General features: G+C 59.5%; 26 protein-coding genes and 1 riboswitch. Of the genes, 15 read left to right on the forward strand and 11 right to left on the reverse strand.

The genetic code is table 11. The features are described from left to right. Positions 1-23: 23 nt before the first annotated feature. A riboswitch (guanidine-I (ykkC/yxkD leader) is annotated at positions 24-124 on the reverse strand. Between the two features lie 276 nt (positions 125-400). Both ACA070_RS06705 and ACA070_RS06710 read left to right on the forward strand, forming a co-directional pair. Further along, positions 401-643 carry a hypothetical protein gene (locus ACA070_RS06705; RefSeq protein WP_497450522.1) on the forward strand — a complete coding sequence of 81 codons (243 nt, stop codon included), beginning with the start codon at positions 401-403 and terminating at the stop codon, positions 641-643. A gap of 167 nt (positions 644-810) precedes the next feature. After that, positions 811-1,266: a hypothetical protein gene (locus ACA070_RS06710; protein WP_497450523.1), complete on the forward strand. Its 456-nt coding sequence runs from the start codon at positions 811-813 to the stop codon at positions 1,264-1,266. Positions 1,267-1,379: 113 nt separating this feature from the next. On the opposite strand, the gene dspII is transcribed toward ACA070_RS06710, so the two are convergent. Then, positions 1,380-2,492, reverse strand: a complete 1,113-nt coding sequence (gene dspII / locus ACA070_RS06715) for an enoyl-CoA hydratase/isomerase DspII (protein WP_497450524.1) — start codon at positions 2,490-2,492, stop codon at positions 1,380-1,382. A gap of 132 nt (positions 2,493-2,624) precedes the next feature. Here dspII and ung point away from each other — a divergent pair, with 132 nt between their 5' ends. Then, positions 2,625-3,317 carry a uracil-DNA glycosylase gene (gene ung, locus ACA070_RS06720; RefSeq protein WP_462025990.1) on the forward strand — a complete coding sequence of 231 codons (693 nt, stop codon included), beginning with the start codon at positions 2,625-2,627 and terminating at the stop codon, positions 3,315-3,317. Between the two features lie 161 nt (positions 3,318-3,478). Here ung and ACA070_RS06725 read toward each other — a convergent pair whose 3' ends face one another. The 4 genes from ACA070_RS06725 to ACA070_RS06740 are packed head-to-tail and all read right to left on the reverse strand — an operon-like array spanning position 3,479 to position 7,524. Beyond that, complete coding sequence (locus ACA070_RS06725; protein WP_497450525.1) at positions 3,479-4,519, reverse strand: AbrB family transcriptional regulator; 1,041 nt, start codon at positions 4,517-4,519, stop codon at positions 3,479-3,481. Further along, positions 4,512-6,026: a tripartite tricarboxylate transporter permease gene (locus ACA070_RS06730; RefSeq protein WP_497450526.1), complete on the reverse strand. Its 1,515-nt coding sequence runs from the start codon at positions 6,024-6,026 to the stop codon at positions 4,512-4,514. Before ACA070_RS06730 ends, ACA070_RS06725 begins: the two co-directional genes overlap by 8 nt. Position 6,027: 1 nt before the next feature. Continuing rightward, positions 6,028-6,486: a tripartite tricarboxylate transporter TctB family protein gene (locus ACA070_RS06735; protein WP_497450527.1), complete on the reverse strand. Its 459-nt coding sequence runs from the start codon at positions 6,484-6,486 to the stop codon at positions 6,028-6,030. Between the two features lie 60 nt (positions 6,487-6,546). After that, a complete protein-coding gene (locus ACA070_RS06740; RefSeq protein ID WP_497450528.1) occupies positions 6,547-7,524 on the reverse strand; it encodes a Bug family tripartite tricarboxylate transporter substrate binding protein in 978 nt (325 codons plus the stop codon). A gap of 391 nt (positions 7,525-7,915) precedes the next feature. On the opposite strand from ACA070_RS06740, the gene ACA070_RS06745 reads away from it, so the two are divergent. Both ACA070_RS06745 and ACA070_RS06750 read left to right on the forward strand, forming a co-directional pair. Next, positions 7,916-8,587, forward strand: coding sequence for a response regulator (locus ACA070_RS06745; RefSeq protein ID WP_497450529.1), 672 nt, complete (start codon positions 7,916-7,918; stop codon positions 8,585-8,587). Then, positions 8,580-9,968, forward strand: a complete 1,389-nt coding sequence (locus ACA070_RS06750; protein ID WP_497450530.1) for a sensor histidine kinase — start codon at positions 8,580-8,582, stop codon at positions 9,966-9,968. Before ACA070_RS06745 ends, ACA070_RS06750 begins: the two co-directional genes overlap by 8 nt. 128 nt (positions 9,969-10,096) lie before the next feature. On the opposite strand, the gene ACA070_RS06755 is transcribed toward ACA070_RS06750, so the two are convergent. Then, positions 10,097-10,918 carry an HDOD domain-containing protein gene (locus tag ACA070_RS06755; protein WP_497450531.1) on the reverse strand — a complete coding sequence of 274 codons (822 nt, stop codon included), beginning with the start codon at positions 10,916-10,918 and terminating at the stop codon, positions 10,097-10,099. Between the two features lie 35 nt (positions 10,919-10,953). Beyond that, positions 10,954-11,895: a CAF17-like 4Fe-4S cluster assembly/insertion protein YgfZ gene (gene ygfZ, locus ACA070_RS06760; protein WP_497450532.1), complete on the reverse strand. Its 942-nt coding sequence runs from the start codon at positions 11,893-11,895 to the stop codon at positions 10,954-10,956. A gap of 149 nt (positions 11,896-12,044) precedes the next feature. Here ygfZ and ACA070_RS06765 point away from each other — a divergent pair, with 149 nt between their 5' ends. Next, complete coding sequence (locus tag ACA070_RS06765; RefSeq protein ID WP_007944081.1) at positions 12,045-12,299, forward strand: FAD assembly factor SdhE; 255 nt, start codon at positions 12,045-12,047, stop codon at positions 12,297-12,299. Next, positions 12,283-12,735 (forward strand): protein YgfX, encoded by a 453-nt coding sequence (locus ACA070_RS06770; protein WP_497450533.1) that lies wholly within the window; start codon positions 12,283-12,285, stop codon positions 12,733-12,735. The genes ACA070_RS06765 and ACA070_RS06770 overlap by 17 nt, the downstream gene beginning before the upstream one ends. Here ACA070_RS06770 and nadB read toward each other — a convergent pair. Beyond that, positions 12,704-14,320, reverse strand: coding sequence for an L-aspartate oxidase (nadB, locus tag ACA070_RS06775; protein WP_497450534.1), 1,617 nt, complete (start codon positions 14,318-14,320; stop codon positions 12,704-12,706). The two genes, ACA070_RS06770 and nadB, sit on opposite strands and share 32 nt — an antisense overlap. A gap of 556 nt (positions 14,321-14,876) precedes the next feature. On the opposite strand from nadB, the gene rpoE reads away from it, so the two are divergent. The 4 genes from rpoE (at position 14,877) to ACA070_RS06795 (ending at position 18,651) form a co-directional block, all read left to right on the forward strand. After that, a complete protein-coding gene (gene rpoE / locus ACA070_RS06780) occupies positions 14,877-15,458 on the forward strand; it encodes an RNA polymerase sigma factor RpoE/AlgU (protein WP_007944079.1) in 582 nt (193 codons plus the stop codon). A gap of 30 nt (positions 15,459-15,488) precedes the next feature. Continuing rightward, positions 15,489-16,076, forward strand: coding sequence for a sigma-E factor negative regulatory protein (locus ACA070_RS06785; protein WP_403098970.1), 588 nt, complete (start codon positions 15,489-15,491; stop codon positions 16,074-16,076). 8 nt (positions 16,077-16,084) lie between these two features. Next, positions 16,085-17,041: a MucB/RseB C-terminal domain-containing protein gene (locus tag ACA070_RS06790; protein WP_497450535.1), complete on the forward strand. Its 957-nt coding sequence runs from the start codon at positions 16,085-16,087 to the stop codon at positions 17,039-17,041. A 182-nt stretch (positions 17,042-17,223) separates the two neighbouring features. Next, positions 17,224-18,651, forward strand: a complete 1,428-nt coding sequence (locus ACA070_RS06795; RefSeq protein ID WP_497450536.1) for a DegQ family serine endoprotease — start codon at positions 17,224-17,226, stop codon at positions 18,649-18,651. Between the two features lie 78 nt (positions 18,652-18,729). On the opposite strand, the gene ACA070_RS06800 is transcribed toward ACA070_RS06795, so the two are convergent. Further along, the gene (locus ACA070_RS06800; RefSeq protein WP_403098978.1) at positions 18,730-20,163 is read right to left on the reverse strand and encodes a M48 family metalloprotease; all 1,434 of its coding nucleotides are present in this window, start codon (positions 20,161-20,163) and stop codon (positions 18,730-18,732) included. Between the two features lie 98 nt (positions 20,164-20,261). Between ACA070_RS06800 and ACA070_RS06805 the strand changes: the two genes are divergently transcribed. Then, positions 20,262-20,501, forward strand: a complete 240-nt coding sequence (locus ACA070_RS06805) for a sulfurtransferase TusA family protein (protein ID WP_028621876.1) — start codon at positions 20,262-20,264, stop codon at positions 20,499-20,501. Between the two features lie 31 nt (positions 20,502-20,532). Then, a complete protein-coding gene (locus tag ACA070_RS06810; RefSeq protein ID WP_497450537.1) occupies positions 20,533-21,603 on the forward strand; it encodes an AI-2E family transporter in 1,071 nt (356 codons plus the stop codon). Positions 21,604-21,730: 127 nt separating this feature from the next. On the opposite strand, the gene ACA070_RS06815 is transcribed toward ACA070_RS06810, so the two are convergent. After that, positions 21,731-22,204, reverse strand: coding sequence for a peroxiredoxin (locus ACA070_RS06815; protein WP_010462257.1), 474 nt, complete (start codon positions 22,202-22,204; stop codon positions 21,731-21,733). A gap of 10 nt (positions 22,205-22,214) precedes the next feature. After that, entirely contained in the window at positions 22,215-22,775 is a 561-nt protein-coding gene (locus ACA070_RS06820) for a glycine cleavage system transcriptional repressor (protein WP_109628402.1), read from the reverse strand. A gap of 327 nt (positions 22,776-23,102) precedes the next feature. On the opposite strand from ACA070_RS06820, the gene dapA reads away from it, so the two are divergent. Together dapA and bamC are read left to right on the forward strand one after the other, a co-directional pair. Beyond that, positions 23,103-23,981 (forward strand): 4-hydroxy-tetrahydrodipicolinate synthase, encoded by an 879-nt coding sequence (dapA, locus tag ACA070_RS06825; RefSeq protein WP_131060374.1) that lies wholly within the window; start codon positions 23,103-23,105, stop codon positions 23,979-23,981. Between the two features lie 17 nt (positions 23,982-23,998). After that, complete coding sequence (bamC, locus tag ACA070_RS06830; RefSeq protein WP_497450538.1) at positions 23,999-25,114, forward strand: NlpB/DapX family lipoprotein; 1,116 nt, start codon at positions 23,999-24,001, stop codon at positions 25,112-25,114. The last annotated feature ends 3 nt before the right edge of the window (positions 25,115-25,117 follow it).

Consider the following 25,117-nt stretch of genomic DNA (forward strand, 5'->3'; position numbering starts at 1 on the left):
CGCGGCACCGCGAACGGTGGCTTGTCTCCCGGGCTTTTGTCCCGCCGTGTAACCTCAACTGGAGGTCGCCAACTCTCGGACCAGCCACTCGCCTTAGCGAGCCGGAACCCTAGTCAGCCATTGCAAATTGTGGTGCCGCGAACCTGTGATGACTCCTGCACGGGTTTGCTAAAGCGAGAGCCGTGCCAAGTCGGCTTGAGGGCTCTAGCGTGGGGGATTACGCGGTTAGCGTATTGGGGGGAGGCGGCGGCGTTGCCTTGTGATGGTGCGTGGGTGCACCGCAATGGATCGGGCTGGCCGCTGATCTAAAGGTCCGCGCCGCTCGGCACTCGGTGCAGTGCTACCAGTCAAAAGAGGTGTCAGCCGGCCTGTTCCGGTTGTGGTCTTTCAGGAGGCCGCCATGTTTCGTCGACTGTTGTTCGCCGTTGTTCTCGGTCTGGGGTTGTCCGGCTGCTATTACTACGCCGGTGGCTACGATGTGTATTCCGCGCCTTATTACTACCCCGACTATTCCCCTTATTCCTACTATTACGGTCCCCGCTATTACTACGGCCCGCGCTTTTATGGCGGCTATCGTTACTTCTATTGGGGCGGGCACGGACCACGTCATTACGGGGGTGGATATCGCGGTGGCCACCATTAATCAGCGGGTGAATAGATGAAAAACCTTTCATCGGCGACTTGTTTCAATCTGTTTCAAGGACGCACCAGATTTCGAAATCGATGTCTGATCTTTCGACAGTCACCGAATAATTGACTGTCGCCTGCCAGCGTCGCTGGTGTGGCTCACTCGCGGTCCAGGAGGCCGCCATGCTCTGTCGAAAACAGGTCCACCGAATTCTTCTGATTGCAGTATTGGGATTGTCTCTTGGTGCGTGCGTGCCCTATTCCGATGGAGGAGGCAGCTACTACAGTTCCGAGGTCTATACCTCGCCAGCGCCAGCCTATTATTCCGGCGGCGGGCCTTATTACTCAGGTGGCGGGGGTTATTACACACAGCCACGCCGGTACTACGCACCCCCTGCGCGGTATTACCAGCCAACACCGCGGTATTATCACCAGCCGCGGGTTTATCAATCGGCACCGCGTTATTACCAGCCTTCGCCACGAGGCGATTATCGGGCACATCAGGGGCGGGGCTGGGACGGCCGTAACCGCGGCGGTTGGAACAACGACAACCGTGGCAATGGCGGACGCAACAATCACGGCGGGCGAGGCGACCATAACGGTCGCGGCGATCACGATGGCCGAGGCGGCCACCGCTAAAACCAGTTAAACGCAATACCTGTGGGAGCGAGCCGGCTCGCGATGGCGGTGTGTCATTCAACAACGAGTTGACTGACCGTCCGCCATCGCGAGCAGGCTCGCTCCCACATTTTTTAGTATTCCGACAGATCTGCCAACGGATGCCGGCCCTCCCAGACTTTATGAAAGTGCGCTTCCACCACCGCATCCGGCACATTATTGATGTCCGGCCAGTGCCAATGCGGTTTCTGATCCTTGTCGATCAACCGCGCCCGCACCCCCTCACTGAATTCCGGATGACGGCAGCAGTTGAGGCTCATCGTGTATTCCATCAGGAATACTTGAGCCAGCGACATGTGCCGGGCGCGGGCGATCTGTTCCCACACAAGGTGAGCTGTCAGCGGCGAGCCTTCAGTCATGGTTTTCGCCGCGCGGCTGAACAGCAAATCCGTGTGGTCGCGCAGATGACTGATGGCCTTCCAGGCGCAGCGCACATCGCTGACATCCAGCAGCTCATCGATTTGCTGGCGCCGGGGCAGCCACTGGGCTTCGGGCATTTGCGCGACGGCTTCCTGCTGCAAGGCCTTGAGCAGACTGTTGAGCTGCATCGGCGTCTGTTCCTGCCAGTTCAATTGCAGCAAGCCTTCGATCAGCTCTTCTTGCTGTTCATCGAGCAGGAAACGGTCAGCGAGGTCCAGGTCGATCGCATCACGACCGTTCATGTGCGCACCGGTCAGCCCCAGAAATAACCCGATCTTGCCGGGCAGCCGTGACAGGAACCAGCTCGCGCCAACGTCCGGGTACAGACCGATACTGATCTCCGGCATCGCCAGCCGGCTGCTCGGCGTGACAATCCGGATGCTTGCCCCTTGCAGAAGCCCCATGCCACCGCCCAGCACATAACCATGGCCCCAGCAGATCAGCGGTTTGGGGTACGTGTGCAGATTGAAGTCCAGGCGATATTCCGCCGCAAAGAAGTGCGCGGCCAAGGGCGGCACTTCCCCGGGATGAGCGCGACAGGCTTCCACCAGGCTGCGCACTTCGCCGCCGGCGCAAAAGGCCTTGGCGCCGTTACCGCGCAGCAGAACGCAGACGATTTGTGGATCCTTGGCCCACGCGTCCATCTGATCGCGCAGGGCGTTGATCATTGGCAAGGAGAGGGCGTTGAGCGACTTTTCGGCATCCAGGCTGGCGACGCCGATGCGCGCGCCGTCGGTGCCGGTGAGTTCTTCGAAGTGCAGATTCATCGTGACCTCGATAGGGAAATTGAGCGTTCAGTATGATCGCTGTACAGGAAAGTGCCGGATCTGCGTCAGATCAATTGACAAGCGTGATGGGCTTTCCTAGGGTTCGCCCCATTGTTTTTGCCGGATGTAACCATGACTGCTGATGACCGTATCAAACTCGAACCGAGCTGGAAGGAGGCACTGCGTGCCGAATTCGACCAGCCTTACATGGCAGAGTTGCGCAATTTCCTGCAACAGGAGCGCGCGGCGGGCAAGGAGATCTATCCTCCGGGACCGATGATTTTCAATGCACTTAACTCCACACCGTTGGACAAGGTCAAGGTCGTCATCCTCGGCCAGGACCCGTATCACGGCCCGGGACAGGCTCACGGGCTGTGCTTCTCGGTGCAACCGGGCGTACCGGCGCCGCCGTCGCTGGTGAACATCTATAAAGAGTTGAAACGCGACCTGAACATCGACATCCCCAGCCACGGCTATCTGCAGAGCTGGGCTGATCAAGGCGTGTTGATGCTCAATACCACCATGACCGTTGAGCGCGCCAACGCCAATGCGCACAAGGACAAGGGCTGGCAGTTTTTTACCGATCGGATCATTGAAGTGGTCAGCCAACAGCAACCGCATCTAGTGTTCATGCTGTGGGGGGCGCATGCCCAGAGCAAGCAAAAACTCATCGATGCCACCAAGCACCTGGTGCTGACTTCGGTGCATCCGTCACCGCTGTCTGCTTATCGTGGCTTTCTGGGCTGCGGGCATTTCAGCCGGACCAACAAGTATCTTGAGCAGAACGGAGAAACGCCGATTGAGTGGCGGTTGCCGCCTGTTTGAAGTGAAGTGGTGAAAAAATTGTGGCGAGGGAGCTTGCTCCCGCTGGGCTGCGAAGCAGCCCCAATATAGGGAACCTGATTTCTTCCAGCACACCGCATGCTCAGGTTTACGACTGCTACGCAGCCGAGCGGGAGCAAGCTCCCTCGCCACAGTGGGTTACGTCAGGGCTGTTCCGGCTCGCGATTCCAATACCTGAACAACGGCTCCGCCAAAAACAACACAAACAACAGCCGCATCACCTGCATCGCCGTCACCAGCGGGACGGACAGTTGCAGGGTCTCTGCCGTCAGGCTCATTTCTGCAATGCCACCGGGCATCATGCCCAACGTCAGCGAACGCAGATCAAGATGCGTCAGCGCACTCAATCCCAATGCCGCCGCTGTGGCGATCAACATGGTCAGCACCGTGCCGATCAAGGTCCGCCCCATGAATGAAGGCGCCCTCCGGAAAAACTGCCGATTGAAGTGACAGCCCAAGCCGCTGCCGATCAGCCATTGGCCGATCTGGCTGCCGCCATTGGGCAAGCCGATGTGTAAATCCCAACCAATGCTCACCGCCGCACTCACCAGCAACGGCCCGAACAGCCACGGATTGGGTTGACGAAGACGTTCCCAGAGCCAGGCCGCCAACGCGCCTGCCGGGAATAGAAGGGCCAGCCACCACCAATTGACCGCAGTTGGATGCAAGATCGGTGCGCCGTAACCCAACAAATATTTGAAGGCCGCCGGCACGCACAGCACCACGACCAACACCCGCAAGCTTTGCCCCGCCGCAACGCGGCTGAGCACCGCGCCATTACGCGCGCCGAGGTTGACCATCTCCCCGGAGCCGCCGGGCATGCTGGAAAAGAACGCGGTGGCGCGATCCTCCCCGGTGCGCCGCATCAACCAGACCCCGACCACGGCGGACAGGCTGGTGATCAACGCACCGAAGAAGATCAGACCGAAGTGGCTCAACACCTGCTCCATCACCACCGGGGTGAAATGCAGGCCGATACCGATACCGACGATCCACTGGCCGCACTTTCGGCCGCCAGGGATTTCCGCCAATTGCCAGGGAGTCAGGCAGCGCACCAGGATGATCGCCAGCAACGAGCCGACCATCCATGGCAGTGGCCAGCCGACCAGGCTGGCGAGGTAACCGCCCAGCGCGCCGACCAGCGGCGTACCCCACCAGGCGCTGAAGGGTGTTCGATCAGACATCGGCAATCGCGCGACGGGCCACCGAACGCTTGCGCCAGATCCGCACGATCGGCATCAACAGCATGATCGCGGTCAACACCCAGCAACCGAACGTGATCGGGCTCGACCAGAGGATTTCCAGCGCGCCGTTGGAGATCGACAGCGCACGACGCAGGTTCTGCTCCATCAAACCACCGAGGATGAAGCCCAGCAGCACGGGCGACAACGGGAAGTCTAGCTTGCGCAGGATGTAACCGAAGATGCCGATGCCGATCATCAGGAACAGGTCGAAGGTGGTGGCGTGCACCGCATAGACACCGATCCCGGTAATGATGGCGATCACCGGCACCAGCGCCCAGTTCGGCACGGCAAGGATGCGAGTGAAGATGCGGATCATCGGGATGTTGAGGATCACCAGCATGATGTTGGCGACGAACAACGACGCGATCAGCCCCCAGACGATGTCGGGTTGCTGTTGGAACAACAGCGGACCCGGGGTGATGTTGTACAACGACAGTGCGCCGATCATCACCGCCGTGGTCCCCGAACCTGGAACGCCAAGGGTCAGCATCGGCACCAGTGCACCGCACGCGGCGCCGCCGATGGCGGTTTCCGGTGCCGCAAGGCCGCGCATATCGCCCTGGCCGAACGTGCCTTTGGCACCGGCAATGCGTTTCTCGGTCATGTAGGCCACGGCGCTGGCGAGCGTCGCGCCGGCACCGGGCAACACGCCCATGATGAAACCCAGCACACCGCAACGGATGTTCACCGCGAACACCGCCGAGGCTTCCTTGAAGTTGAACATCATCCGACCGGTGGCTTTTACCGCTTCCTGGCCGTGATGGGTTTTTTCCAGCAGCAGGAGAATTTCACTGATGGAGAACAGACCCAGCACCAGCACGACGAATTGAATGCCGTCAGTTAAATGAATGTTGTCCCCGGTGAACCGGTAAACGCCGCTGTTGGCATCAATCCCGACGGTCGACAGAAACAGGCCGATCAGAGCCGCGACGAACGTCTTGAGCGGTCTGTCACCGGCCATGCCGCCGAGGCAGACAATCGCGAACACCATCAACACGAAATATTCCGCCGGTCCAAAGGCAATCGCCCATTTCGCCAGCAGCGGCGCAAACAGCACCATGCCGCAGGTGGCGATGAACGCACCGATGAACGAACTCCACGCCGACAACGACAGGGCCACACCGGCCAGGCCTTTGCGGGCCATCGGGTAACCGTCGAGGGTGGTCATGACGGTGGAGGCTTCACCGGGAATGTTCAGCAGGATCGAGCTGATCCGGCCGCCATATTCGCAACCCAGATACACCGCCGCCAACAGGATCAGCGCCGACTCCGGTGGCAGGCCGAGGGCGAATGCGATCGGGATCAGCAAAGCCACGCCGTTGATCGGGCCCAGGCCCGGCAACAGGCCGACGACGGTGCCGATCAGGGTGCCGCAGAGCGCGGTCACCAGGTTGTACGGGCTCAGCGCGACGCCGAAGCCCTGACCCAAATAGCCAAGAGTATCCATATCAGTTCTCCAGAACGTCGAGCACGCCCAAGGGCAGCGGCACGTCCATCAACTTGTCGAACAGCAGATAAAGACCGATCGCCATCAGGCTGATGATCACCACGCTGGGCAGCCAGCGGCCGCCGTACAGGCGCGCCATCGGGATGCCGATCAGAATGCTCGCGACAATGAAACCGAGCGGTTCGAAGGTGCCCGCGAACACCAGCAACAGCACCACGCAGATGCCGATTTTGGTCAAGGTTTCGCGGTCCATCGGCGGTTCATCCGGGTTGTGTTTGATCGGTGCGGGGCGAAACACCATGTACAGCAGCGCCATGGACATCAGTGCGAGCATCAGCAGCGGAAACGCTCGAGGCCCCACCGGTTCGTATGAAAAAGCCGCTTGATACGGCCACGCCATCAGTGTCAGGCCAACACAGGCCAGCAACAGCACCGAAGCAAAAATGCGTTGTAAGAGCATGGGAAACTCCTGGGCCGCAGCCCCCGAACGTCAGGGGCCGCCACCGCTAGAAAGAGGCGATCACTGGATCAGGCCGAACTCTTTGGCCAGCACTTTGTAGTCTGCGACCTGCTTCTTCACGTAGGTGTCCAGCTCCGGGCCGGTCATGGCGAACGGGAAGAGCTCACGCTGATCGCGCAGCTTGGCGAAGTCTTCGGACGCCAGCAGTTTGTCGAAAGCGTCTTTCCACCAGGCGTAGTCTTCGTCGCTGACCTTTGGCCCAAGGTAGAAACCGCGAACCACTGGCCAGACGATGTCGTAGCCTTGCTCTTTAGCGGTCGGAATGTCTTTCATTTCCGGCTCGTCCAGACGCTTCTCGGAGAACACGGCCAGCAGGCGCATGTCACCGCTCTGGATGTGCGGCATGGAGTCGGAGATGTCGGTGCTGCCGACCTGGATGTGGCCGCCGAGCAGGGCGGTGGCGATTTCACCGCCGCCTTCGAGGGCGACGTAACGCAGGTCGCGCGGGTTGATCCCGGCGGCCTTGGCGATCAGCGCGGTCTGCATCCAGTCCTGGCTGCCGACGGTGCCGCCGGAGCCGATCACCACTTTGCTCGGGTCTTTCTTCAGCGCCTGGACCAGATCGTCCAGGGACTTGTACGGCGAGTCGCTTTTCACCGCGATGGCGCCGTAGCTGGTGCCGACGGCGGCCAGCCAGCGAACGTTGGTTTCATCGAAACGACCGAACTTGCCTTGGGCCAGGTTCAGCAGTGAACCGCTGGACCACGCCACCAGCGTGCCGGCGTCGGCCGGACGTTGAGCAACCACCGCGTTGTACGCCACCGCGCCGACACCGCCGGGCATGTAGGTCACGCGCATCGGTTTGGTCAGCAGTTTTTCGTTCACCAGCGCGCTTTGCGCCAGTTTGCAGGTCAGGTCGAAACCGCCGCCTGGCGAGGCCGGGGCGATGCATTCAGGGCGTTTTGGCTCAGCCATCAGTTGGCCGGCGAACAGCATGCAGCTGGCGGCGAGGGCGAAACGGCGCAGTGATCGATTCATTGTTGTCTCCACGGGAGTTTTTGTTTTTGGGGATGTTTCAGGTGCGACGGTTTCGCGCCGTGAAACCGGTATCGGCGCTGACGAGCGTGAACGATGGGGATTGAAAAAACAGGTGGGGCGGGCAAACCTGGAGCTGTCTGGCCAGCATGGTGCAGTACCTCGTTATTGTTCTTATTGGCGAAAACGCATCAAGGCGTTTTTCGGGAGCTACATTTCAAAGCACGATTGGGTGGTTCGCAGTCGAAACCATCCGTGGGCCGACTCTAACGGGTCAACCTTTCACTAACCTTTCAGTTGGCTTTCACAGTTTTCAGGCTTCACAGCGGCGGATGCGGCTGTAAACTCCGCGCCAAAGAATGGCGTCGACCATCCCTGAATGAGGTAAAGATCCATGCGTGTTCTGCTCGTCGAAGACCATCTGCAGCTCGCCGAAAGTGTCGCCCAAGCGCTCAAGAGCACCGGGCTGACCGTGGATGTGCTGCACGACGGCGTGGCGGCCGACCTGGCCTTGAGCAGCGAGGAGTACGCGGTGGCGATCCTCGATGTCGGCCTGCCGCGCATGGATGGTTTCGAAGTGCTGGCGCGACTGCGGGCCCGGGGCAAAAACCTTCCGGTGCTGATGTTGACGGCACGCAGCGACGTCAAGGACCGGGTCCACGGGCTCAACCTCGGCGCTGACGATTACCTGGCCAAACCGTTCGAACTGACCGAACTTGAAGCCCGGGTCAAAGCCTTGTTGCGGCGCAGTGTGTTGGGCGGTGAGCGTCAGCAGCGCTGTGGCGTGCTGGCCTATGATCTGGACACTCGACGCTTCACCCTCGGCGAAGAACTGCTGACCTTGACCTCCCGCGAACAGGCAGTCCTTGAAGCGTTGATCGCCCGTCCCGGTCGGGTGATGAGCAAAGAGCAACTGGCCTCCCAAGTGTTTGGCCTGGATGAAGAAGCCAGCCCGGATGCTATCGAAATCTACGTCCACCGCCTGCGCAAGAAACTCGACGGTCACCCGGTCGCCATCGTGACCTTCCGCGGCCTCGGCTATTTGCTGGAAAGCCGCGATGCATAAGCCCAGCAGCCTGCGCTGGCGGTTGTTGTGGAACCTCGCGCTGTTGTTGGTGGTGTTAATGCTGGCCAGTGGATTGAGCGCGTACTGGAATGGTCGCGAAGCGGCCGACACGGCCTATGACCGGACCTTGCTGGCGTCGGCGCGGACCATCGCCGCCGGCGTGTCCCAGCGCGATGGCAGCCTCAGCGCCGATGTGCCTTACGTGGCCCTCGATACGTTCGCTTACGACAGTGCCGGGCGGATTTTTTACCTGGTCAACGATATCAATCAGAAGCTGATTTCCGGTTACGAAAACCTCCCGCCGCCGCCCCCGGGAACGCCGCGTACCGATGACTATCCGGCATTGGCACGCTTCTATAACGCCCAATACCGAGGACAAAACGTACGCGTGGTGAGCCTGCTCAAGCCCGTGAGCGAGCCGAACATGAACGGCATGGCGGAAATCCGTGTGGCAGAAACCGACGAGGCTCGGGTCGCCATGGCCCGCAGTCTGGCGGCGGACACCTTGCTGCGTTTGGGCATGCTGGCGGTCGGTGCGTTGCTGATGGTGTGGTTTGCGGTCAGCGCGGCGTTGCGTCCTTTAGAGCGCTTGCGCACGGCGGTGGAAGAGCGTCAGTCGGATGATTTGCGGCCATTGCCACTGGTGGAAGTGCAGCATGAATTGTGGCCGCTGGTGCGCGCGCTCAATCACTTTACCGAGCGCCTGCGTGGACAGTTCGAGCGCCAGGCGCAATTCATTGCCGATGCCGCCCATGAGTTGCGTACGCCGTTGGCGGCGCTCAAGGCGCGACTCGAGCTGGGCCTGCGCTCAAACGAACCGCAAACCTGGCGCAGCACCCTGGAAACCGCTGCACAAGGCACGGATCGCCTGACACACCTGGCCAATCAATTGCTTTCGTTGGCACGGGTAGAAAACGGGGCCCGGGCGATTGCCGAGGGCGGCGCGCAGTTGCTGGACCTGAGTCAGTTGGCGCGCGAACTGGGCATGGCCATGGCGCCGTTGGCCCACGCACGCGGCGTAGCCCTGGCGCTGGAGGCGGACGAACCGGTGTGGCTGCGCGGTGAGCCGACGCTGTTGAACGAACTGCTGAGCAACCTGGTGGACAACGCCCTCGCGCACACCCCGCCGGGCGGCAATGTGATTTTGCGGGTCACGGCGCCGGCGGTGCTGGAGGTCGAGGACGACGGGCCGGGGATTCCCGTTGATGAGCGGGATCGGGTGTTCGAGCGCTTTTACCGGCGTAATCAGCAGGTGGCTGGGTCTGGGCTGGGGTTGGCGATCGTCGGTGAGATTTGTCGCGCACACCTGGCGCAGATCAGCTTGCACGATGGTGAGCAGGCGGGGTTGAAGGTGCGGGTGAGTTTTATTGCCGGAGAATGATGGTGTTTGATATGGCCCCATCGTCGGAACGCCGCCCGGAGCGGGCTCGCTCCCACCCTGGATCTCACAAACACCGAAGATCCCCTGTGGGAGCGAGCCTGCTCGCGATGGAAGCGCCGCGGTCTCGGCTAGTAAAACATCGACCGCGACTCTTCCAGATCCCGGCACATCGCCTCGTTCTCTGGATCAATCCCCAGTTTCTTGAAGGCCGGCACGCTGAACGCATCAATACGGGCCAGCGGATGGTCAGTGTCCTTGTGGCAATACAGGCTGGCCACCTGAACCAGATCGACATAATCGACCCGCTCGGACTGGCGCTTGAAATCCAGATACAACCCCGGCAACTGCACCAGCATTTCCGGAAACTCCCAGACCCTGAGCAGCTTGTCGCCGATCAGTGGATGAATGCGATCGATGACATGGTTGAGGCTGACCGAGTCAGAGAGCAATTCATAATGGTCTTCGGCGTAGGTCAGGATCGGCAGTACTCCAATCTGATGCACCAGCCCGCCAAGGGCTGCCTGATCAGGCTTGAGTTGCGTGTAACTGCGGCACAGCGCATAGCTGACGCCGGCGATTTCCAGGCTTTTACGCCAGACATCGCGCATTTTCTGTTCCACCACTTCAGAGCGGGCGTTGAAAATCTGTTCCATCACCAGGCCGATCGCCAGATTGCTGCTGTAGTTGACGCCCAGCCGCGTGATCGCCGTGTGCAGGTCAGTCACTTCCTGAGTCGCGCGCAGCAGCGGGCTATTGACCACTTTGATCAGGCGCGCCGATAACGCCGTATCGCGGCCGATCACTTTACTCAGGGTGCTGACACTGACTTCCGGATCTTCAGCAGCCTTGCGAATCTGCAGGGCCACTTCCGGTAACGTTGGCAGAACCAGGTCATCGTTATCGATGGCCTCAACCAAATCCTGTTGGACCTTATCCGCCAGCTCGCTCATTTCTTTTCTCTAGGGTGTTGCAACAAGTGCTGCGGTTAACGCTGGATTTCGCGATCGCGATCCAGTTGATAAGGCAGGTCGAGCAGGTGCAGGGCTGGCCCTTCAAGGGCGCCCAGATGAATATCGCCAGCTTCTGCTGCTTCGGCTTGCAGCACGGCCAGGAGTTCAATGTTTTGCCCGGCGTTGGCGGCCAGCACCACTTCGCCGATAGAGCTGCCGTGGGACGGGGAAAACAGTGGCGTGCCGGGCTCGGGCAATTCGCTGGCATCCAGTGTCAGGCGATACAAGCGGCGCTTGAGTTTGCCCAGGTACTGCATGCGCGCGACGATTTCCTGGCCGGTGTAGCAACCCTTTTTGAAACTCACGCCACCGACGGCTTGCAGGTTGAGCATCTGCGGAATGAACAACTCGCGGGTGCTTGGCATGACCTGGCCGATCCCTGCGCGGATCTGGCCCAGCAGCCATTGATTCAGATTGCCTTCGGACAGCAGGGCGGACAATTTGCCCTTTGTGACGTCGGCCTTGTCAGCCGCGACCCACAGTTCGGCGCGATCCGGCGAGACGCGAATGGCGATCAGACTTTCATAACGCACGACGCTGTCGGTGTCTGTCGGCAGCTCAAGACCCAGGCTGCTCAGTGCGGCATCGCCATGATCGAGGCCGAAGCGGACCCAGGCGGCGCTTTCATCGGTCAGTTTGGACTTGGAGAACACGGCGTACTTTTGCAGGTCCGCCAACTGTGGTTCGAGCAGTTCGGTGGCCATCGCCAGCAGAACGCCGTCACCTTCCAGCACGATGCGGAAACTCGATTGCATCCGGCCTTTCTGCGTGCAGCGGGCGCCGAGACTGGCCTGGGTGTCGCTCAGGTAATTGAGGTTGCAGGTCAATTGGCCTTGCAGGAATTTGCCGGCGTCCGCGCCGCGGACTGCAAGAACGCCTTCATGGGACAGGGTGCAGAAAAAAGCAGAATCGGCCATGGGTCATCGCAGGGTAAAGAGTCTGGGGGACATCATAAGGGGGCGCTCTCGAAATGGGTAGTTCACAAAGGATCGATGGCGCCCGACCAAAGCCGAGTGTTCGACCGGGCGTGGGGCTGTATACTTGCCGCCTATTTGAGGAGCGCTCCATGGTCGAAGATGTTGAACTGAATCGCCTCTACTGGCACAGCCGCCGCGGCATGCTCGAGCTTGACGTATTGCTGGTGCCGTTCGTGAAAGAGGTCTACCCGCACCTCAACGATGTCGACCGTGATTGCTACCGCAAGCTGCTCGAATGTGAAGACCAGGACATGTTCGGCTGGTTCATGGAGCGCGCCGAATCGGAAGATCCGGAGCTTCAGCGCATGGTTCGCATGATCCTGGATCGTGTCCAGCCCAAGTAATGCGTTCGAATGCCGCTGGCATGCCTCGCGGCAGTTGCTGGCGGCGTATCTTGTGGCCCAGCTGTTCGCGCTGGGTTCATTGCTACTTCTTTCCATACCGGTCTGGGCCAGTCTGCTCGGCATGACGCTGTGTGTGATTCACGGATTCTGGTTATTGCCGCGACAGATTTTGCTGACACATCCACAGGCATTTCGCGGTTTGCGTCGCGATGCCGATGGCTGGCAGTTGTGGAGTCAGGCCTCAGGTTGGCAACCCGTGCAGCTGCGACCGGACAGCCTGGCGTTGCCAATGGTGGTGGTCCTGCGTTTTCGACTGCGGGACGAACGCCGGGTCAGGTCGATCTGCATTCCCCACGATTCGCAGGCCGCCGATTTGCACCGACGCCTGCGGGTGAGGCTCACCTTCAGTCGACGTAGGTGGGCGGCACCAGAATAGTGTCCAGCGCAACCGGCAGCAGGTTCGGGTAGTCGAGGGTGTAATGCAGGCCGCGACTTTCCTTGCGCTCCATGGCTGACCGAATCATCAGTTCCGCCACTTGGGCCAGGTTGCGCAACTCGATCAAATCCCGACTGACCTTGTAGTTGCTGTAGAACTCGTCAATCTCGTCCAGCAGCAGTCGCACGCGGTGTTGCGCGCGTTGCAGGCGCTTGTTGGTGCGCACGATGCCCACGTAGTCCCACATGAATCGCCGCAGTTCATCCCAGTTGTGCGCAATGATCACGTCTTCGTCGGAATCGGTGACCTGGCTCGCATCCCAGACGGGCAGGGCGATCGGAATCGAAACCTGTGGCAACTGTTCCAGTATGTCCGCCGCCGCCGAACGGGCGTAAACGAAACACTCCAGCAGTGAGTTACTGGCCATGCGGTTCGCGCCGTGCAGGCCGGTGAAACTGGTTTCGCCGATGGCATACAGCCCCGGCACGTCGGTGCGACCGTTCTGATCGACCATCACGCCGCCGCAGGTGTAGTGCGCTGCCGGAACCACCGGGATCGGTTGCTTGGTGATGTCGATGGAAAACTCGAGACAGCGTTCATACACCGTCGGGAAGTGGCTCTTGATGAACGCTTCGGGCTTGTGGCTGATGTCCAGATAGACGCAGTCGACACCCAGGCGTTTCATCTCATGGTCGATGGCGCGGGCGACGATGTCCCGGGGTGCGAGTTCGGCACGCGGGTCGAAGCGTTGCATGAAGCGCTCGCCGTTGGGCAACTTCAGGTGCGCACCTTCGCCGCGCAGGGCTTCAGTGATCAGGAAGCTCTTGGCTTGCGGGTGATAAAGGCAGGTCGGGTGGAACTGGTTGAACTCCAGGTTTGCCACTCGGCAGCCTGAACGCCACGCCATCGCGATGCCGTCACCGCAGGCGCCGTCGGGGTTGCTGGTATAGAGGTAGACCTTTGCCGCGCCGCCGGATGCGAGGATCACGAATCGTGCGCCGTAGGTGTCGACTTCACCGGTGCCGCGATTGAGGACGTAGGCGCCGAGACAGCGGTCGCCTTCGAGCCCCAGGCGTTTTTCGGTAATCAGATCGACCGCAACCCGCTGTTCCAGCAGTTCGATGTTCGGTCTTTGTTTTGCCTGGGCGAGCAAGGTTCTGAAAATCGCCGCGCCCGTGGCATCGGCGGCGTGAATGATACGTCGATGACTGTGACCGCCTTCGCGGGTCAGATGAAATTCGAATCCACCGTCTTCGGTGCCGGACTGTTCATCGCGAGTGAATGGCACACCTTGGTCGATCAGCCATTGAATGGCTTCTTTGCTGTGCTCGACGGTAAAGCGCACGGCGTCTTCGTGGCAAAGGCCACCGCCGGCATTCAGGGTGTCGTCGACGTGGGATTCGACAGTATCGGTGTCATCCAGAACGGCAGCGACGCCGCCCTGGGCCCAAAATGTCGAGCCGTTGGCGAGGTCGCCTTTGCTCAGTACGGCGATGCGCAAATGACCGGGCAAGGTCAGCGCAAGGCTCAAACCGGCAGCGCCGCTGCCAATGACCAGAACATCGTGTTGAAACTGTTGGCTCATTTCAGGATTCCGCTCAAAGCGACCCGGGTCGGGGTTGGCGCAAGACTCCTGGAACGGCGAGTCAAGGCAGCCACACAGCCCACTAGTATATAGAGGGGGGGAGCGGCACAATACCCGAGCGCATATGGCATTGTGAAACTACTGTGACGGAAAATGCCTGACGCTTCGTCGGATGCTTTTTAGGTCGGTTTGGCGACAAGGAGACTGTATCGTCGATTTAACAGTCTTTTTCTGTTCACGGTTGCACAATGTCCCTTTCGTCCGGCTATAAATATGGAACTTTTGCCAAAGGCCCAAGATCAATAGACGGTGCCTGAAAAGAAGGACAGTGTCGGTTTCAGGACGGGACGTGCGGTTTGGTCCTGGACAGTGAATCCGACGACAAGATTATTCGCGCAGCCGGGTCATGCCGAGCTGCGCTTTTCGTGCGTGCCAAATCAGAGCCCGCAGGAAACTTGCTTGGAGGGGGAGAACTTTTGCGAAAAGCCCGAGTCTATGTTTGCAAGTCTGGTCGTTTAGTTATGCAAGCCTCCTCCGAGCTTATCGAGGAGAGTTCATGCTAACCCAGGAAGAGGATCAGCAGCTCGTCGAGCGCGTTCAACGCGGCGACAAGCGAGCTTTCGATCTGCTAGTGCTGAAATACCAGCACAAAATTCTCGGGTTGATCGTGCGTTTTGTGCACGACACCCATGAAGCCCAGGATGTGGCACAGGAAGCCTTTATCAAGGCCTACCGCGCACTTGGAAATTTTCGCGGAGATAGCGCGTTTTATACGTGGCTTTACCGCATCGCCATCAACACGGCGAAGAATTATCTGGTTTCACGCGGCCGCCGGCCGCCGGATAGCGATGTCAGTTCCGAAGATGCAGAGTTCTACGATGGCGATCATGGCCTCAAGGATCTCGAGTCGCCAGAGCGTGCATTGCTGCGGGATGAGATCGAAGGCACCGTCCATCGAACCATTCAGCAACTGCCAGAAGATTTGCGTACGGCGTTAACTTTACGTGAATTCGATGGTCTGAGTTACGAGGACATTGCGGCCGTCATGCAATGTCCGGTGGGTACCGTGCGCTCCCGGATTTTCCGCGCTCGGGAGGCCATCGATAAAGCCCTGCAGCCGTTGTTGCAGGAAAACTGAGACAGCGGCGATAGCCAAGAGAGGAACGCCATGAGTCGTGAAGCCCTGCAGGAATCGCTGTCCGCAGTGATGGATAACGAAGCGGACGAACTGGAATTGCGTCGGGTATTAAATGCCTTTGACGATGTTGAAACCCGTGAAACTTGGGCTCGTTATCAGATCGCTCGGGCAGTTATGCACAAGGATCTGCTGCTTCCACGTCTGGACATTGCCGCGGCAGTTTCTGCTGCTCTGGCCGACGAAGCTGTACCGGCAAAAGCCTCCCGTGGTCCATGGCGCAGCCTGGGTCGTCTGGCTGTCGCTGCTTCGGTGACCGTTGCTGTGTTGGCAGGTGTGCGTCTGTACAACCAGGACGAGATCGCTGGTGTCGAACTGGCTCAGCAATCCACTCAACCGGGTCTGGCCGTTCCTCAGGTCAAGGGTCCAGCTGTTTTGGCAGGCTATAATGAGAGTTCGGAAGCCACTGGCCCTATGGCCAACGGCGTATTGCAAGGTCAACCAGGCTGGCACGATCAGCGTCTGCCAGGCTACTTGCGCCAACATGCTCAACAGGCTGCACTGAAAGGTACTGAGAGCGCTCTGCCTTACGCTCGTGCAGCAAGCCTGGAAAACCGTTAAGGAGGATCATGCGCGCCATACCTCTACTTTCGCTTCTGCTCGGTGGCTGGTTTGTTGTTCCAGCCCACGCCGATGAAGCCCAGGACTGGTTGACCCGTCTTGGTCAGGCCGAGCAACAGCAAAGCTTTCACGGCACTTTCGTTTACGAGCGTAACGGTAGCTTTTCTACCCATAACATCTGGCACCGCGTCCAGGATGGCAAGGTCCGCGAGCGTTTACTCCAGCTCGACGGCTCAGCACAGGAAGTCGTGCGCATTGATGGGCATACTCAATGCGTCAGTGGCCTTCTGATAGCAGGGCTTGGGGACTCACCCAACTCCGCTGCTCGTGCACTCGATCCACAAAAGCTGAAAAATTGGTATGACCTTGCCGTCATTGGCAAGTCGCGTGTGGCTGGGCGTGCGGCAGTGATTGTTTCACTGAAGCCGCGTGATCAGCATCGCTACGGTTTTGAGCTTCACCTTGATAAGGAAACCGGCTTGCCGCTGAAGTCATTGTTGCTCAATGACAAAGGGCAATTGCTCGAGCGCTTCCAGTTCACCCAATTGGACACTGCCAGCGTGCCGTCGGAAAGCGACTTGAAGGCCGGCGACGATTGCAAGACGGTCACCCTCGATGGTGACAAGGCTTCCGCCGTCAAGACCGCCCAGCTCTGGCATTCGGACTGGCTTCCACCCGGTTTCGAGTTGACCAGCAGCAGCGCCCGCAAGGATCCAGAGACAAAAACCCAGGTCAACAGTCTGATGTACGACGATGGACTGGCGCGTTTCTCGGTATTCCTCGAGCCGTTGAACGGTGCGACAGTCACCGACACCCGCACCCAGTTAGGCCCAACCGTTGCTGTTTCTCGACGCTTGACTACCCCGCAAGGCGAGATGATGGTGACGGTGGTTGGCGAGATCCCGATTGGTACTGCTGAACGGATTGCGCTGTCCATGCGCACCGATGCCACTGCAACCAAGTAGTGAGCTGATGCCGAAATGTTTGGTGAGCATTTCAATTTGCAAAAAAACCTGAATTTTTCTATAGGTCAGAGCCTCACGGCTCTGGCCTTGTTTTGTTGTTCCCGGAACAATAATACCGGCGTATCTTTCCCGGTGTTCCTTGCTCCATATCGCTTAACCATGCTCGTCGTAACGGGAGCCGTATGTCGATACCACGCTTGAAGTCTTATCTTTCCATTTTTGCCACCGTGCTGGTGCTCGGTCAGGCGGTCACTGCTCAAGCAGTCGAGTTGCCTGACTTCACTCAATTGGTCGAGCAAGCCTCGCCCGCGGTGGTAAACATCAGCACCACGCAAAAGCTGCCGGACCGTAAAGTGTCCGGTCAGATGCCCGACCTGGAAGGCTTGCCGCCAGCGCTGCGAGAGTTTTTCGAGCGGGGCATGCCGCAGCAGCCACGCTCGCCTCGCGGTGATCGCCAGCGTGAAGCGCAGTCCCTGGGCTCTGGTTTCATTATCTCGCCTGACGGCTACATCCTGACCAACAACCACGTGATCGCCGATGCCGACGAAATTCTCGTTCGTCTCTCCGACCGCAGTGAGTTGAAAGCCAAGCTGGTTGGGACCGATCCACGTTCCGACGTGGCGTTGCTGAAAATCGAAGGCAAGGATCTGCCAGTCCTGAAACTGGGCAAATCCCAGGACCTGAAGGCCGGCCAATGGGTCGTAGCGATCGGCTCGCCGTTCGGTTTCGACCATACCGTGACCCAAGGCATCGTCAGCGCTGTCGGTCGTAGCCTGCCGAACGAAAATTATGTGCCGTTCATCCAGACCGACGTGCCTATTAACCCGGGTAACTCAGGTGGTCCGCTGTTCAACCTGGCCGGTGAAGTGGTCGGGATCAACTCGCAGATCTACACCCGTTCCGGTGGCTTCATGGGCGTATCGTTCGCGATCCCTATCGATGTGGCCATGGACGTTTCCAATCAGCTGAAAAGTGGCGGCAAAGTCAGCCGTGGCTGGTTGGGTGTGGTGATCCAGGAAGTGAACAAAGATCTGGCCGAGTCGTTCGGTCTTGAGAAGCCGGCCGGTGCGCTGGTAGCTCAGATCCAGGAAGATGGCCCGGCTGCCAAGGGTGATCTGCAAGTCGGCGACGTGATCCTGAGCATGAACGGTCAACCGATCGTCATGTCTGCCGATCTGCCGCACTTGGTGGGCGCACTGAAAGCAGGCGAGAAGGCCAAACTTGAAGTGATTCGCGACGGCAAGCGCAAGAATGTCGAGCTGACGGTTGGCGCCATCCCTGACGAAGGTAAAGAGCTGGACTCGAAGCTCAAGTCCGGTGCTGAAACCAACAGCAATCGTCTGGGTGTTGCCGTCGCGGATCTGACTGCTGAGCAGAAGAAAACCTACGACCTCAAAGGTGGTGTGGTGATCAAGGAAGTTCAGGACGGTCCTGCATCGCTCATCGGCTTGCAGCCCAATGATGTGATCACTCACCTGAACAACCAGGCAATCAACGACAGCAAAGAGTTCGCTGAAATCGCCAAGGCACTGCCGAAGAATCGTTCGGTGTCCATGCGGGTTCTGCGTCAAGGTCGTGCCAGCTTCATCACCTTCAAACTGGCTGAATAAACCGGTTGTCGGCTGAATAAAAAACCGCCTCGAAAGAGGCGGTTTTTTTGTGTCTGCGTTTTATGTTCCGGAAGCCGATCAGCCCATCATGTCCTTGACCATGCGCTCCTGCTCCATCAGCTCACGCTGGCGGGCGTCGATACGCGACGACAATGGGAAGTTGGTGCCGGCCTTGCGCTTGGCGAAGTCCAGTTGCTGAATGGCCTGACGATAGTCGCCCACCAGGGCGAAGTACTCCGCGCGAGCCTGATGCAGGCCGATGATGTTGCCTGAAAGGCCGCGCGTCTCGGCCACCTGGTACCACACGTCCGGATCGTCCGGGCGCGACTTGAGCAGCCCTTCGAGTGCCTTCTCGGCATCGGCGGCGCGGTTTTGTTTCAGCAGCAGATCGACACGCACCTGGTTCAGCGGATAGTTGCCGGGGTACTGGGTCAACATCCGGTCAACCCGTGTTTGAGCATCGGGCAGACGATTGTTGGTGATGTCCAGATCGACCTGCGCCAAGTTATAGATGATCTCGTTCGGTGATTTGGCAAGCAGCAGCTTGAGGTTCTCGCGAGCTTCATTCAACTGGCCGCCCTTGATCTGAGCGATCGCAAGACCATACCGGGCGACATCGTTTTTGGGGTTCTCATCGAGTTGCGCGCGAAAGCGCTTGGCGCCCAAGCCCGGGGTTTCTTCATAGACCAGCTGAACGCGTGCACGAATCAACTGATAACGCATGGTGTCTTCGACGCCGCCCGGTTTGGCCTGTTCGGCGCGGTTGCGGGTGTCGGCGATCCGCGATTCGGTAACCGGGTGAGTCAGCAGGAATTCCGGCGGCTTGGCGTCGAAGCGGTATTGACGCATCAACCGCTCGAACATGGTCGGCATCGACCGCGGGTCGTAACCGGCCTTTTCCAGGTTAAGGATGCCGATGCGGTCGGCTTCCTGTTCGTTCTGGCGCGAGAACCGGCGCTGCTCCTGGATCGCCGCCGCCTGAGTACCCGCAATCGCCGCGATCCCGGCGTCACCGGCACCGGCAGCCGCAATGACGATACCGGCCAGCAGAGCCGCCATCATCGGTACTTGCATGCGCTGCTGGGCTTCAACGCCACGGGCAAAGTGGCGCTGCGACAAGTGAGCCAATTCGTGCGCCAGTACCGAAGCGTATTCGCCCTCGGTCTGGGCATTGAGGAACAGACCGCCGTTGACCCCGACAATCCCGCCCGGCGCCGCAAAGGCGTTGAGCTGGGGGCTGTTGATCAGGATGAACTCCAGGCGTCGGTCATTGACCTGGCTGGTTTCCACCAGTCGGTAAACGCTGGATTCGACGTAATCCTTGAGCTGCGGATCGTTGAGCTGCGAGACCTGGCTGCGCAACAGTGCCAGCCACGCACGGCCCAATTGGTATTCCTGTTGCGGCGAGACAATGGCAGAACTGGCGTCGCCGAGTGACGGCAGGTCGTCGGCGAAGCCCGGTGAGGCGAGCAGGCAAGCGAGCGTCAGCAGGGTAGGGCGCAAAAAAGTCATGCACAAAGCCTTAGTCGACAAAGACCTTACTGTAGCCGGACACTTGGCTTGGGACCAGATATTCTAGGCAGCTCCACCACCTGACCCGGAGCGATGTAATGACCGACGCTGTAGCCCATGACGCCGAACTGGACGCCAGTGGCCTGAATTGCCCTTTGCCGTTGCTCAAGGCCAAGTTGGAGCTCAATCGAATGGCCAGTGGCGCGGTGCTCAAGGTGATCGCCACCGATGCGGGTTCCCAGCGCGACTTTCGCACCTTTGCCCGATTGGCCGGTCATACGCTGCTTCGCGAAGAAGATGAGGCGGGTGTTTACCGCTACTGGCTGAAAAAAGCCTGAAACCTGCTGCGTTCGTTTCTAAGGATTATTGATGTTCAAGGTGTTACGCGACTGGGTTCAGCGCTACTTTTCCGATGAAGAAGCCGTGGTGCTGGCCGTGCTGTTGTTTCTGGCCTTTACCGCCGTGCTCACGTTGGGCGGCATGCTCGCACCGGTGCTGGCGGGGATGGTGCTGGCGTATCTGATGCAAGGCCTGGTCGTCACCCTCGAACGCCTGCGCATCCCCGGCGGGGTGGCGGTGGGGCTGGTCTTCGCGTTGTTCATGGGCGTGTTGCTGGTGTACATTGTTGTCGTGGTGCCGTTGCTCTGGCATCAGCTGATTACGCTGTTCAATGAACTGCCCGGCATGCTTGCCAAATGGCAATCGCTGCTGTTACTGCTGCCCGAGCGTTATCCGCACCTGGTATCGGACGAGCAAGTGTTGCAGGCCATCGAAGTGGCGCGGGGCGAGATCGGTAACTTCGGTCAGTGGGCGCTGACGTTCTCGCTGTCGAGCCTGCCGTTGCTGGTGAACATCATGATCTATCTGGTGCTGGTGCCGATCCTGGTGTTCTTCTTCCTCAAGGACCGCGAGATGATTGGCCAGTGGGTGCGCGGCTATCTGCCCCGTGAACGGGCGCTGATTACCCGGGTTGCCCACGAAATGAACCGGCAGATTGCCAACTACATTCGCGGCAAAGGCATCGAGATCGTCATTTGCGGTGGCGCGACCTACATCGGTTTTGTTGTCCTGGGGCTCAACTATGCGGCGCTGCTGGCATTGCTGGTGGGCGTGTCGGTGGTGGTGCCGTATGTCGGAGCGGTAGTGGTGACCGTGCCGGTCCTGCTGATTGCGCTGTTCCAGTGGGGCTGGAGTGATCAGTTCATCTATTTGATGGCGGTCTATGGAATTATCCAGGTCCTGGACGGCAATGTGCTGGTGCCGCTGTTGTTCTCGGAAGCGGTCAACCTGCATCCGGTGGCGATTATCTGCGCGGTGTTGTTGTTTGGTGGGTTGTGGGGGTTTTGGGGTGTGTTCTTTGCGATTCCGCTGGCGACGCTGTTTAAAGCTGTGCTGGATGCCTGGCCGCGGAAGGAACCGGTGGTGGCACCGTTGCTTTAACGGATAACCCTGATTTTTTTCAGTGAGGCTGAGGGCCTCTTCGCGAGCAAGCCCGCTCCCACAGGATTAACGCAAACCCTATGGGAGCGGGCTTGCCCGCGATGGCGTCAGAACAGACGCCAGAATCTTAGGCTTTATTGAGAGCCTGAGCCGCAGCCAACACCGCATCCACATGCCCCGGCACCTTCACACCGCGCCATTCCTGACGCAGCACACCGTCCTTATCAATCAGGAACGTGCTGCGATCAACGCCCATGTACTCCTTGCCATACAGCTTCTTCAGCTTGATTACATCAAACAACTGGCACAGCGCTTCTTCCTTGTCGCTGATCAGCTCAAAGGTGAACGCCTGCTTGGCCTTGAAGTTTTCGTGGGATTTCAGGCTGTCGCGCGACACGCCGAACACTTCAGTGTTGGCCGCTTTAAAGGCGTCCAGCTGATCGCGAAAGCCCTGACCCTGAGTGGTGCAGCCCGGTGTGCTGTCCTTCGGATAGAAGTAGATCACAACCTGCTTGCCTTTAAGGCCCGCGAGGCTGACGGTCTGTCCATTGGTGGCGGGTGCTTCGAAGTCGGCAACCGGTTGGTCGATGGCAACGGCCATGAAAGCTTCCTTACATTGGGTTTTGTGGGCGCCACGGTTCGATCAGCGCGTCCAGGTTCAGCGCGTCGGCGAAATCCAGGAACTGATCGCGCAGCCAGCTGATCTGCACGCCGGCCGGCAGCGTCACGGTAAACGTGGCGTTGAGCATGGTGCCGCCGGTTTGCGGCGCCTGATACGTGTCGCAAGTCAGGTTTTCCAGCTCGACGTTGTGGTCCATGAAGAACTGGCATAGCTCGTTGATGATGTCCGAACGATAGGCCGAGCTGACATAAGCGACGTAAGGCAAGGCCTGAGGACGATTCTCCAGCGCCGCGCTACGCACCACGTTAACGGTGAATGCGTGCTTCTTGGCGAGGCCTGAAAGGCTGCCTTCCAGGCGCGCCAGGGCGTCCCAGCTGCCGGAGATCTCGAGGATCAACGCGCTGCACTCGCCATGACGGGTCAGGCGGGAAGTGACCACGGCGCAGCGGTTTTCATGGCTGGCGCGGCACAGGACGTTAGTCAGCTCCATGGGGTTGGCGCCGAGGGCACTGATGACAAGGAATTGTTCGCGAACTGTGGGGGTGGACATGCAGCATTCCTAAAGCGATGAGCGGTCGATACTTTTACGGGCTTTTACTACCGGGGGCGAGCCTGCGGATGCGAATTCAGAAAACCCGGGCCGAAGGTTGCAACGTGCTCCATAAGGCAAGAGCGAGGGGTGGCAACGCTGGATCGGGGCTTGTGATGCCGAAAATGGAGGCTGAAACCCGGCGTACGAGCTTATCAGTACCGATCAAAGTCTGAAGGGTAGCGAAAAGCAGCGCCAAGGGGAATGGCGGCAGCGCAGTACTTTGCTTGTACAAGCATCTTGGCGCCAGTACCATTACCGCTCTCTTTTTCCGGCAGGAGCGGTTGCATGATTGCGGGCAGTATGGTGGCACTGGTCACACCCATGGATGCACAAGGTCGTCTCGACTGGGACAGCCTGAGCAAACTGGTGGACTTTCACCTGCAGAACGGCACCCACGCGATCGTGGCGGTCGGCACTACAGGCGAATCGGCCACCCTTGACGTGAACGAGCACATCGAAGTGATTCGTTACGTGGTGAAGCAAGTGGCAGGGCGCATTCCGGTGATCGCCGGTACCGGCGCCAACTCGACGCGCGAAGCCATCGAGCTGACCACCAATGCGAAGACCGCCGGCGCCGATGCTTGCCTGCTGGTCACGCCGTACTACAACAAGCCGACCCAGGAAGGCTTGTACCAGCACTTCAAGGCCATCGCCGAAGCCGTCGACATCCCGCAGATTCTTTACAACGTGCCGGGTCGTACGGCCTGCGACATGCTGACCGAAACCGTAATCCGCCTGTCGACCGTGAAAAACATCATCGGCATCAAGGAAGCCACCGGCGACCTGACCCGTGCCAAAGCCATCATCGACGGCGTCAGCAAAGACTTCGTAGTGCTGTCCGGTGATGACGCCACCGCAGTCGAGCTGATCCTGCTTGGCGGCAAAGGCAACATTTCGGTCACCGCCAACGTCGCCCCGCGCGACATGAGCGACCTGTGCAACGCTGCCCTGAAAGGCGACGCCGTCACGGCCCGCGCGATTCACGAAAAGCTGATGCCGCTCAATAAAACCCTGTTTATCGAATCCAACCCTATCCCCGTGAAATGGGCACTGCATGAAATGGGCTTGATGCCGGACGGTATCCGTCTGCCGCTCACCTGGCTCAGCGCTGCCTGTCACGAACCGCTGCGGCAGGCCATGCGCCAGTCCGGCGTACTGGTTTAATTGAGGAAGCACTACGCATGAAGCGATTGGCCGGACTTTCCGCACTTGCCTTGATTATCTCCAGCACCAGTGGCTGCGGATGGGTCTGGGGCCCGGAAGGTTATTTCCGTGACCGTGGTAGCGATTACCTGGAAGCGCAACAGACTGCACCTATGCAATTGCCAACGGATGTCAGCACCGCCAAACGTCTGGATCCGCTGCTGCCGATCCCGCGCAACGTGGCCGATGACACCGCGAAGGGCGAGTACATCGTGCCGCGTCCACAGCCGTTGACGGCAGGGGCCGACGCCAGCGCCTACTCCCTGCAGAAGACCGGTGATTCGCGCTGGATCGTCGCCCAGAACCCACCTGCCGAAGTCTGGCCAGTGGCTGTGCAGTTCTTCCAGGACAACGGTTTCCGTCTGGACGAACAGAAGCCGCAAACCGGCGAATTCACCACCACCTGGCAGCATTCCGACGAACTGTCCGCAGCGATGGCCAAGCGCCTGAGCGCCGCCGGTGTCAGCACTGACAGCGAAACCCGTGTTCGTGTGCGTATCGAGCCAGGCGTGCAGCGCAACACCAGCGAAGTCTACGTGGTCAGCGCCGAACGTCCTGCCGGCAGCACCGCCGACGTGGCTTTCACCAACCGTTCGGTCAACACTGGCCTGGACGCGGCACTGGTCGACGACATGCTCGCAAGCATGAGCCGCATCTCGGAGAAGGGCGGGTCGGTCTCCATGTTGGCTTCGCGTGATTTTGATACGCCAAGTCGTGTCAGCCTGAGCGAAGACGGCAGCGGCAACCCGGTTCTGAACGTCGGCAACGACCTTGATCGTGCCTGGTCGAGCGTCGGTCGTGCGCTGGAACAGGGCGAATGGCGCGTTGAAGACATCAACCGCAGCCTGGGCCTGTACTACATCAACCTTTCCGAAAAAGCCGAGAAGAAAGACGAGAAACCTGGTTTCTTCAGCGGCCTGTTCGGCAGCGCGCCTAGCAAGGAAGAAGTTGAAGCCCGTGCCGAGCGTTATCAGGTTCGCCTGAGCAAGGTTGGCGACAACGTCCAGGTCACCGTCGAGAAAAACATCAACACCGTGGCGCCGGCAGAAGTGGCGCGCAAAGTGTTGAGCGTGATTCAGGACAACCTGGGCTGATCA

Source organism: Pseudomonas sp. LBUM1678, assembly GCF_059695575.1.

Bases quoted from the DNA above. Each gene is read 5' to 3' on its own strand.
- ACA070_RS06805 (WP_028621876.1), top strand. From the start codon at position 20,262: ATGACCGACGCTGTAGCCCATGACGCCGAACTGGACGCCAGTGGCCTG.
- nadB (WP_497450534.1), bottom strand. From the start codon at position 14,320: ATGAGCCAACAGTTTCAACACGATGTTCTGGTCATTGGCAGCGGCGCT.
- ACA070_RS06800 (WP_403098978.1), bottom strand. From the start codon at position 20,163: ATGACTTTTTTGCGCCCTACCCTGCTGACGCTCGCTTGCCTGCTCGCC.
- ACA070_RS06785 (WP_403098970.1), top strand. From the start codon at position 15,489: ATGAGTCGTGAAGCCCTGCAGGAATCGCTGTCCGCAGTGATGGATAAC.
- ACA070_RS06710 (WP_497450523.1), top strand. From the start codon at position 811: ATGCTCTGTCGAAAACAGGTCCACCGAATTCTTCTGATTGCAGTATTG.
- ygfZ (WP_497450532.1), bottom strand. From the start codon at position 11,895: ATGGCCGATTCTGCTTTTTTCTGCACCCTGTCCCATGAAGGCGTTCTT.
- ACA070_RS06740 (WP_497450528.1), bottom strand. From the start codon at position 7,524: ATGAATCGATCACTGCGCCGTTTCGCCCTCGCCGCCAGCTGCATGCTG.
- ACA070_RS06790 (WP_497450535.1), top strand. From the start codon at position 16,085: ATGCGCGCCATACCTCTACTTTCGCTTCTGCTCGGTGGCTGGTTTGTT.
- ACA070_RS06725 (WP_497450525.1), bottom strand. From the start codon at position 4,519: ATGTCTGATCGAACACCCTTCAGCGCCTGGTGGGGTACGCCGCTGGTC.
- ung (WP_462025990.1), top strand. From the start codon at position 2,625: ATGACTGCTGATGACCGTATCAAACTCGAACCGAGCTGGAAGGAGGCA.
- ACA070_RS06750 (WP_497450530.1), top strand. From the start codon at position 8,580: ATGCATAAGCCCAGCAGCCTGCGCTGGCGGTTGTTGTGGAACCTCGCG.
- dspII (WP_497450524.1), bottom strand. From the start codon at position 2,492: ATGAATCTGCACTTCGAAGAACTCACCGGCACCGACGGCGCGCGCATC.
- dapA (WP_131060374.1), top strand. From the start codon at position 23,103: ATGATTGCGGGCAGTATGGTGGCACTGGTCACACCCATGGATGCACAA.
- ACA070_RS06730 (WP_497450526.1), bottom strand. From the start codon at position 6,026: ATGGATACTCTTGGCTATTTGGGTCAGGGCTTCGGCGTCGCGCTGAGC.
- ACA070_RS06755 (WP_497450531.1), bottom strand. From the start codon at position 10,918: ATGAGCGAGCTGGCGGATAAGGTCCAACAGGATTTGGTTGAGGCCATC.
- rpoE (WP_007944079.1), top strand. From the start codon at position 14,877: ATGCTAACCCAGGAAGAGGATCAGCAGCTCGTCGAGCGCGTTCAACGC.
- ACA070_RS06765 (WP_007944081.1), top strand. From the start codon at position 12,045: ATGGTCGAAGATGTTGAACTGAATCGCCTCTACTGGCACAGCCGCCGC.
- bamC (WP_497450538.1), top strand. From the start codon at position 23,999: ATGAAGCGATTGGCCGGACTTTCCGCACTTGCCTTGATTATCTCCAGC.
- ACA070_RS06705 (WP_497450522.1), top strand. From the start codon at position 401: ATGTTTCGTCGACTGTTGTTCGCCGTTGTTCTCGGTCTGGGGTTGTCC.
- ACA070_RS06815 (WP_010462257.1), bottom strand. From the start codon at position 22,204: ATGGCCGTTGCCATCGACCAACCGGTTGCCGACTTCGAAGCACCCGCC.
- ACA070_RS06795 (WP_497450536.1), top strand. From the start codon at position 17,224: ATGTCGATACCACGCTTGAAGTCTTATCTTTCCATTTTTGCCACCGTG.
- ACA070_RS06820 (WP_109628402.1), bottom strand. From the start codon at position 22,775: ATGTCCACCCCCACAGTTCGCGAACAATTCCTTGTCATCAGTGCCCTC.
- ACA070_RS06810 (WP_497450537.1), top strand. From the start codon at position 20,533: ATGTTCAAGGTGTTACGCGACTGGGTTCAGCGCTACTTTTCCGATGAA.
- ACA070_RS06735 (WP_497450527.1), bottom strand. From the start codon at position 6,486: ATGCTCTTACAACGCATTTTTGCTTCGGTGCTGTTGCTGGCCTGTGTT.
- ACA070_RS06745 (WP_497450529.1), top strand. From the start codon at position 7,916: ATGCGTGTTCTGCTCGTCGAAGACCATCTGCAGCTCGCCGAAAGTGTC.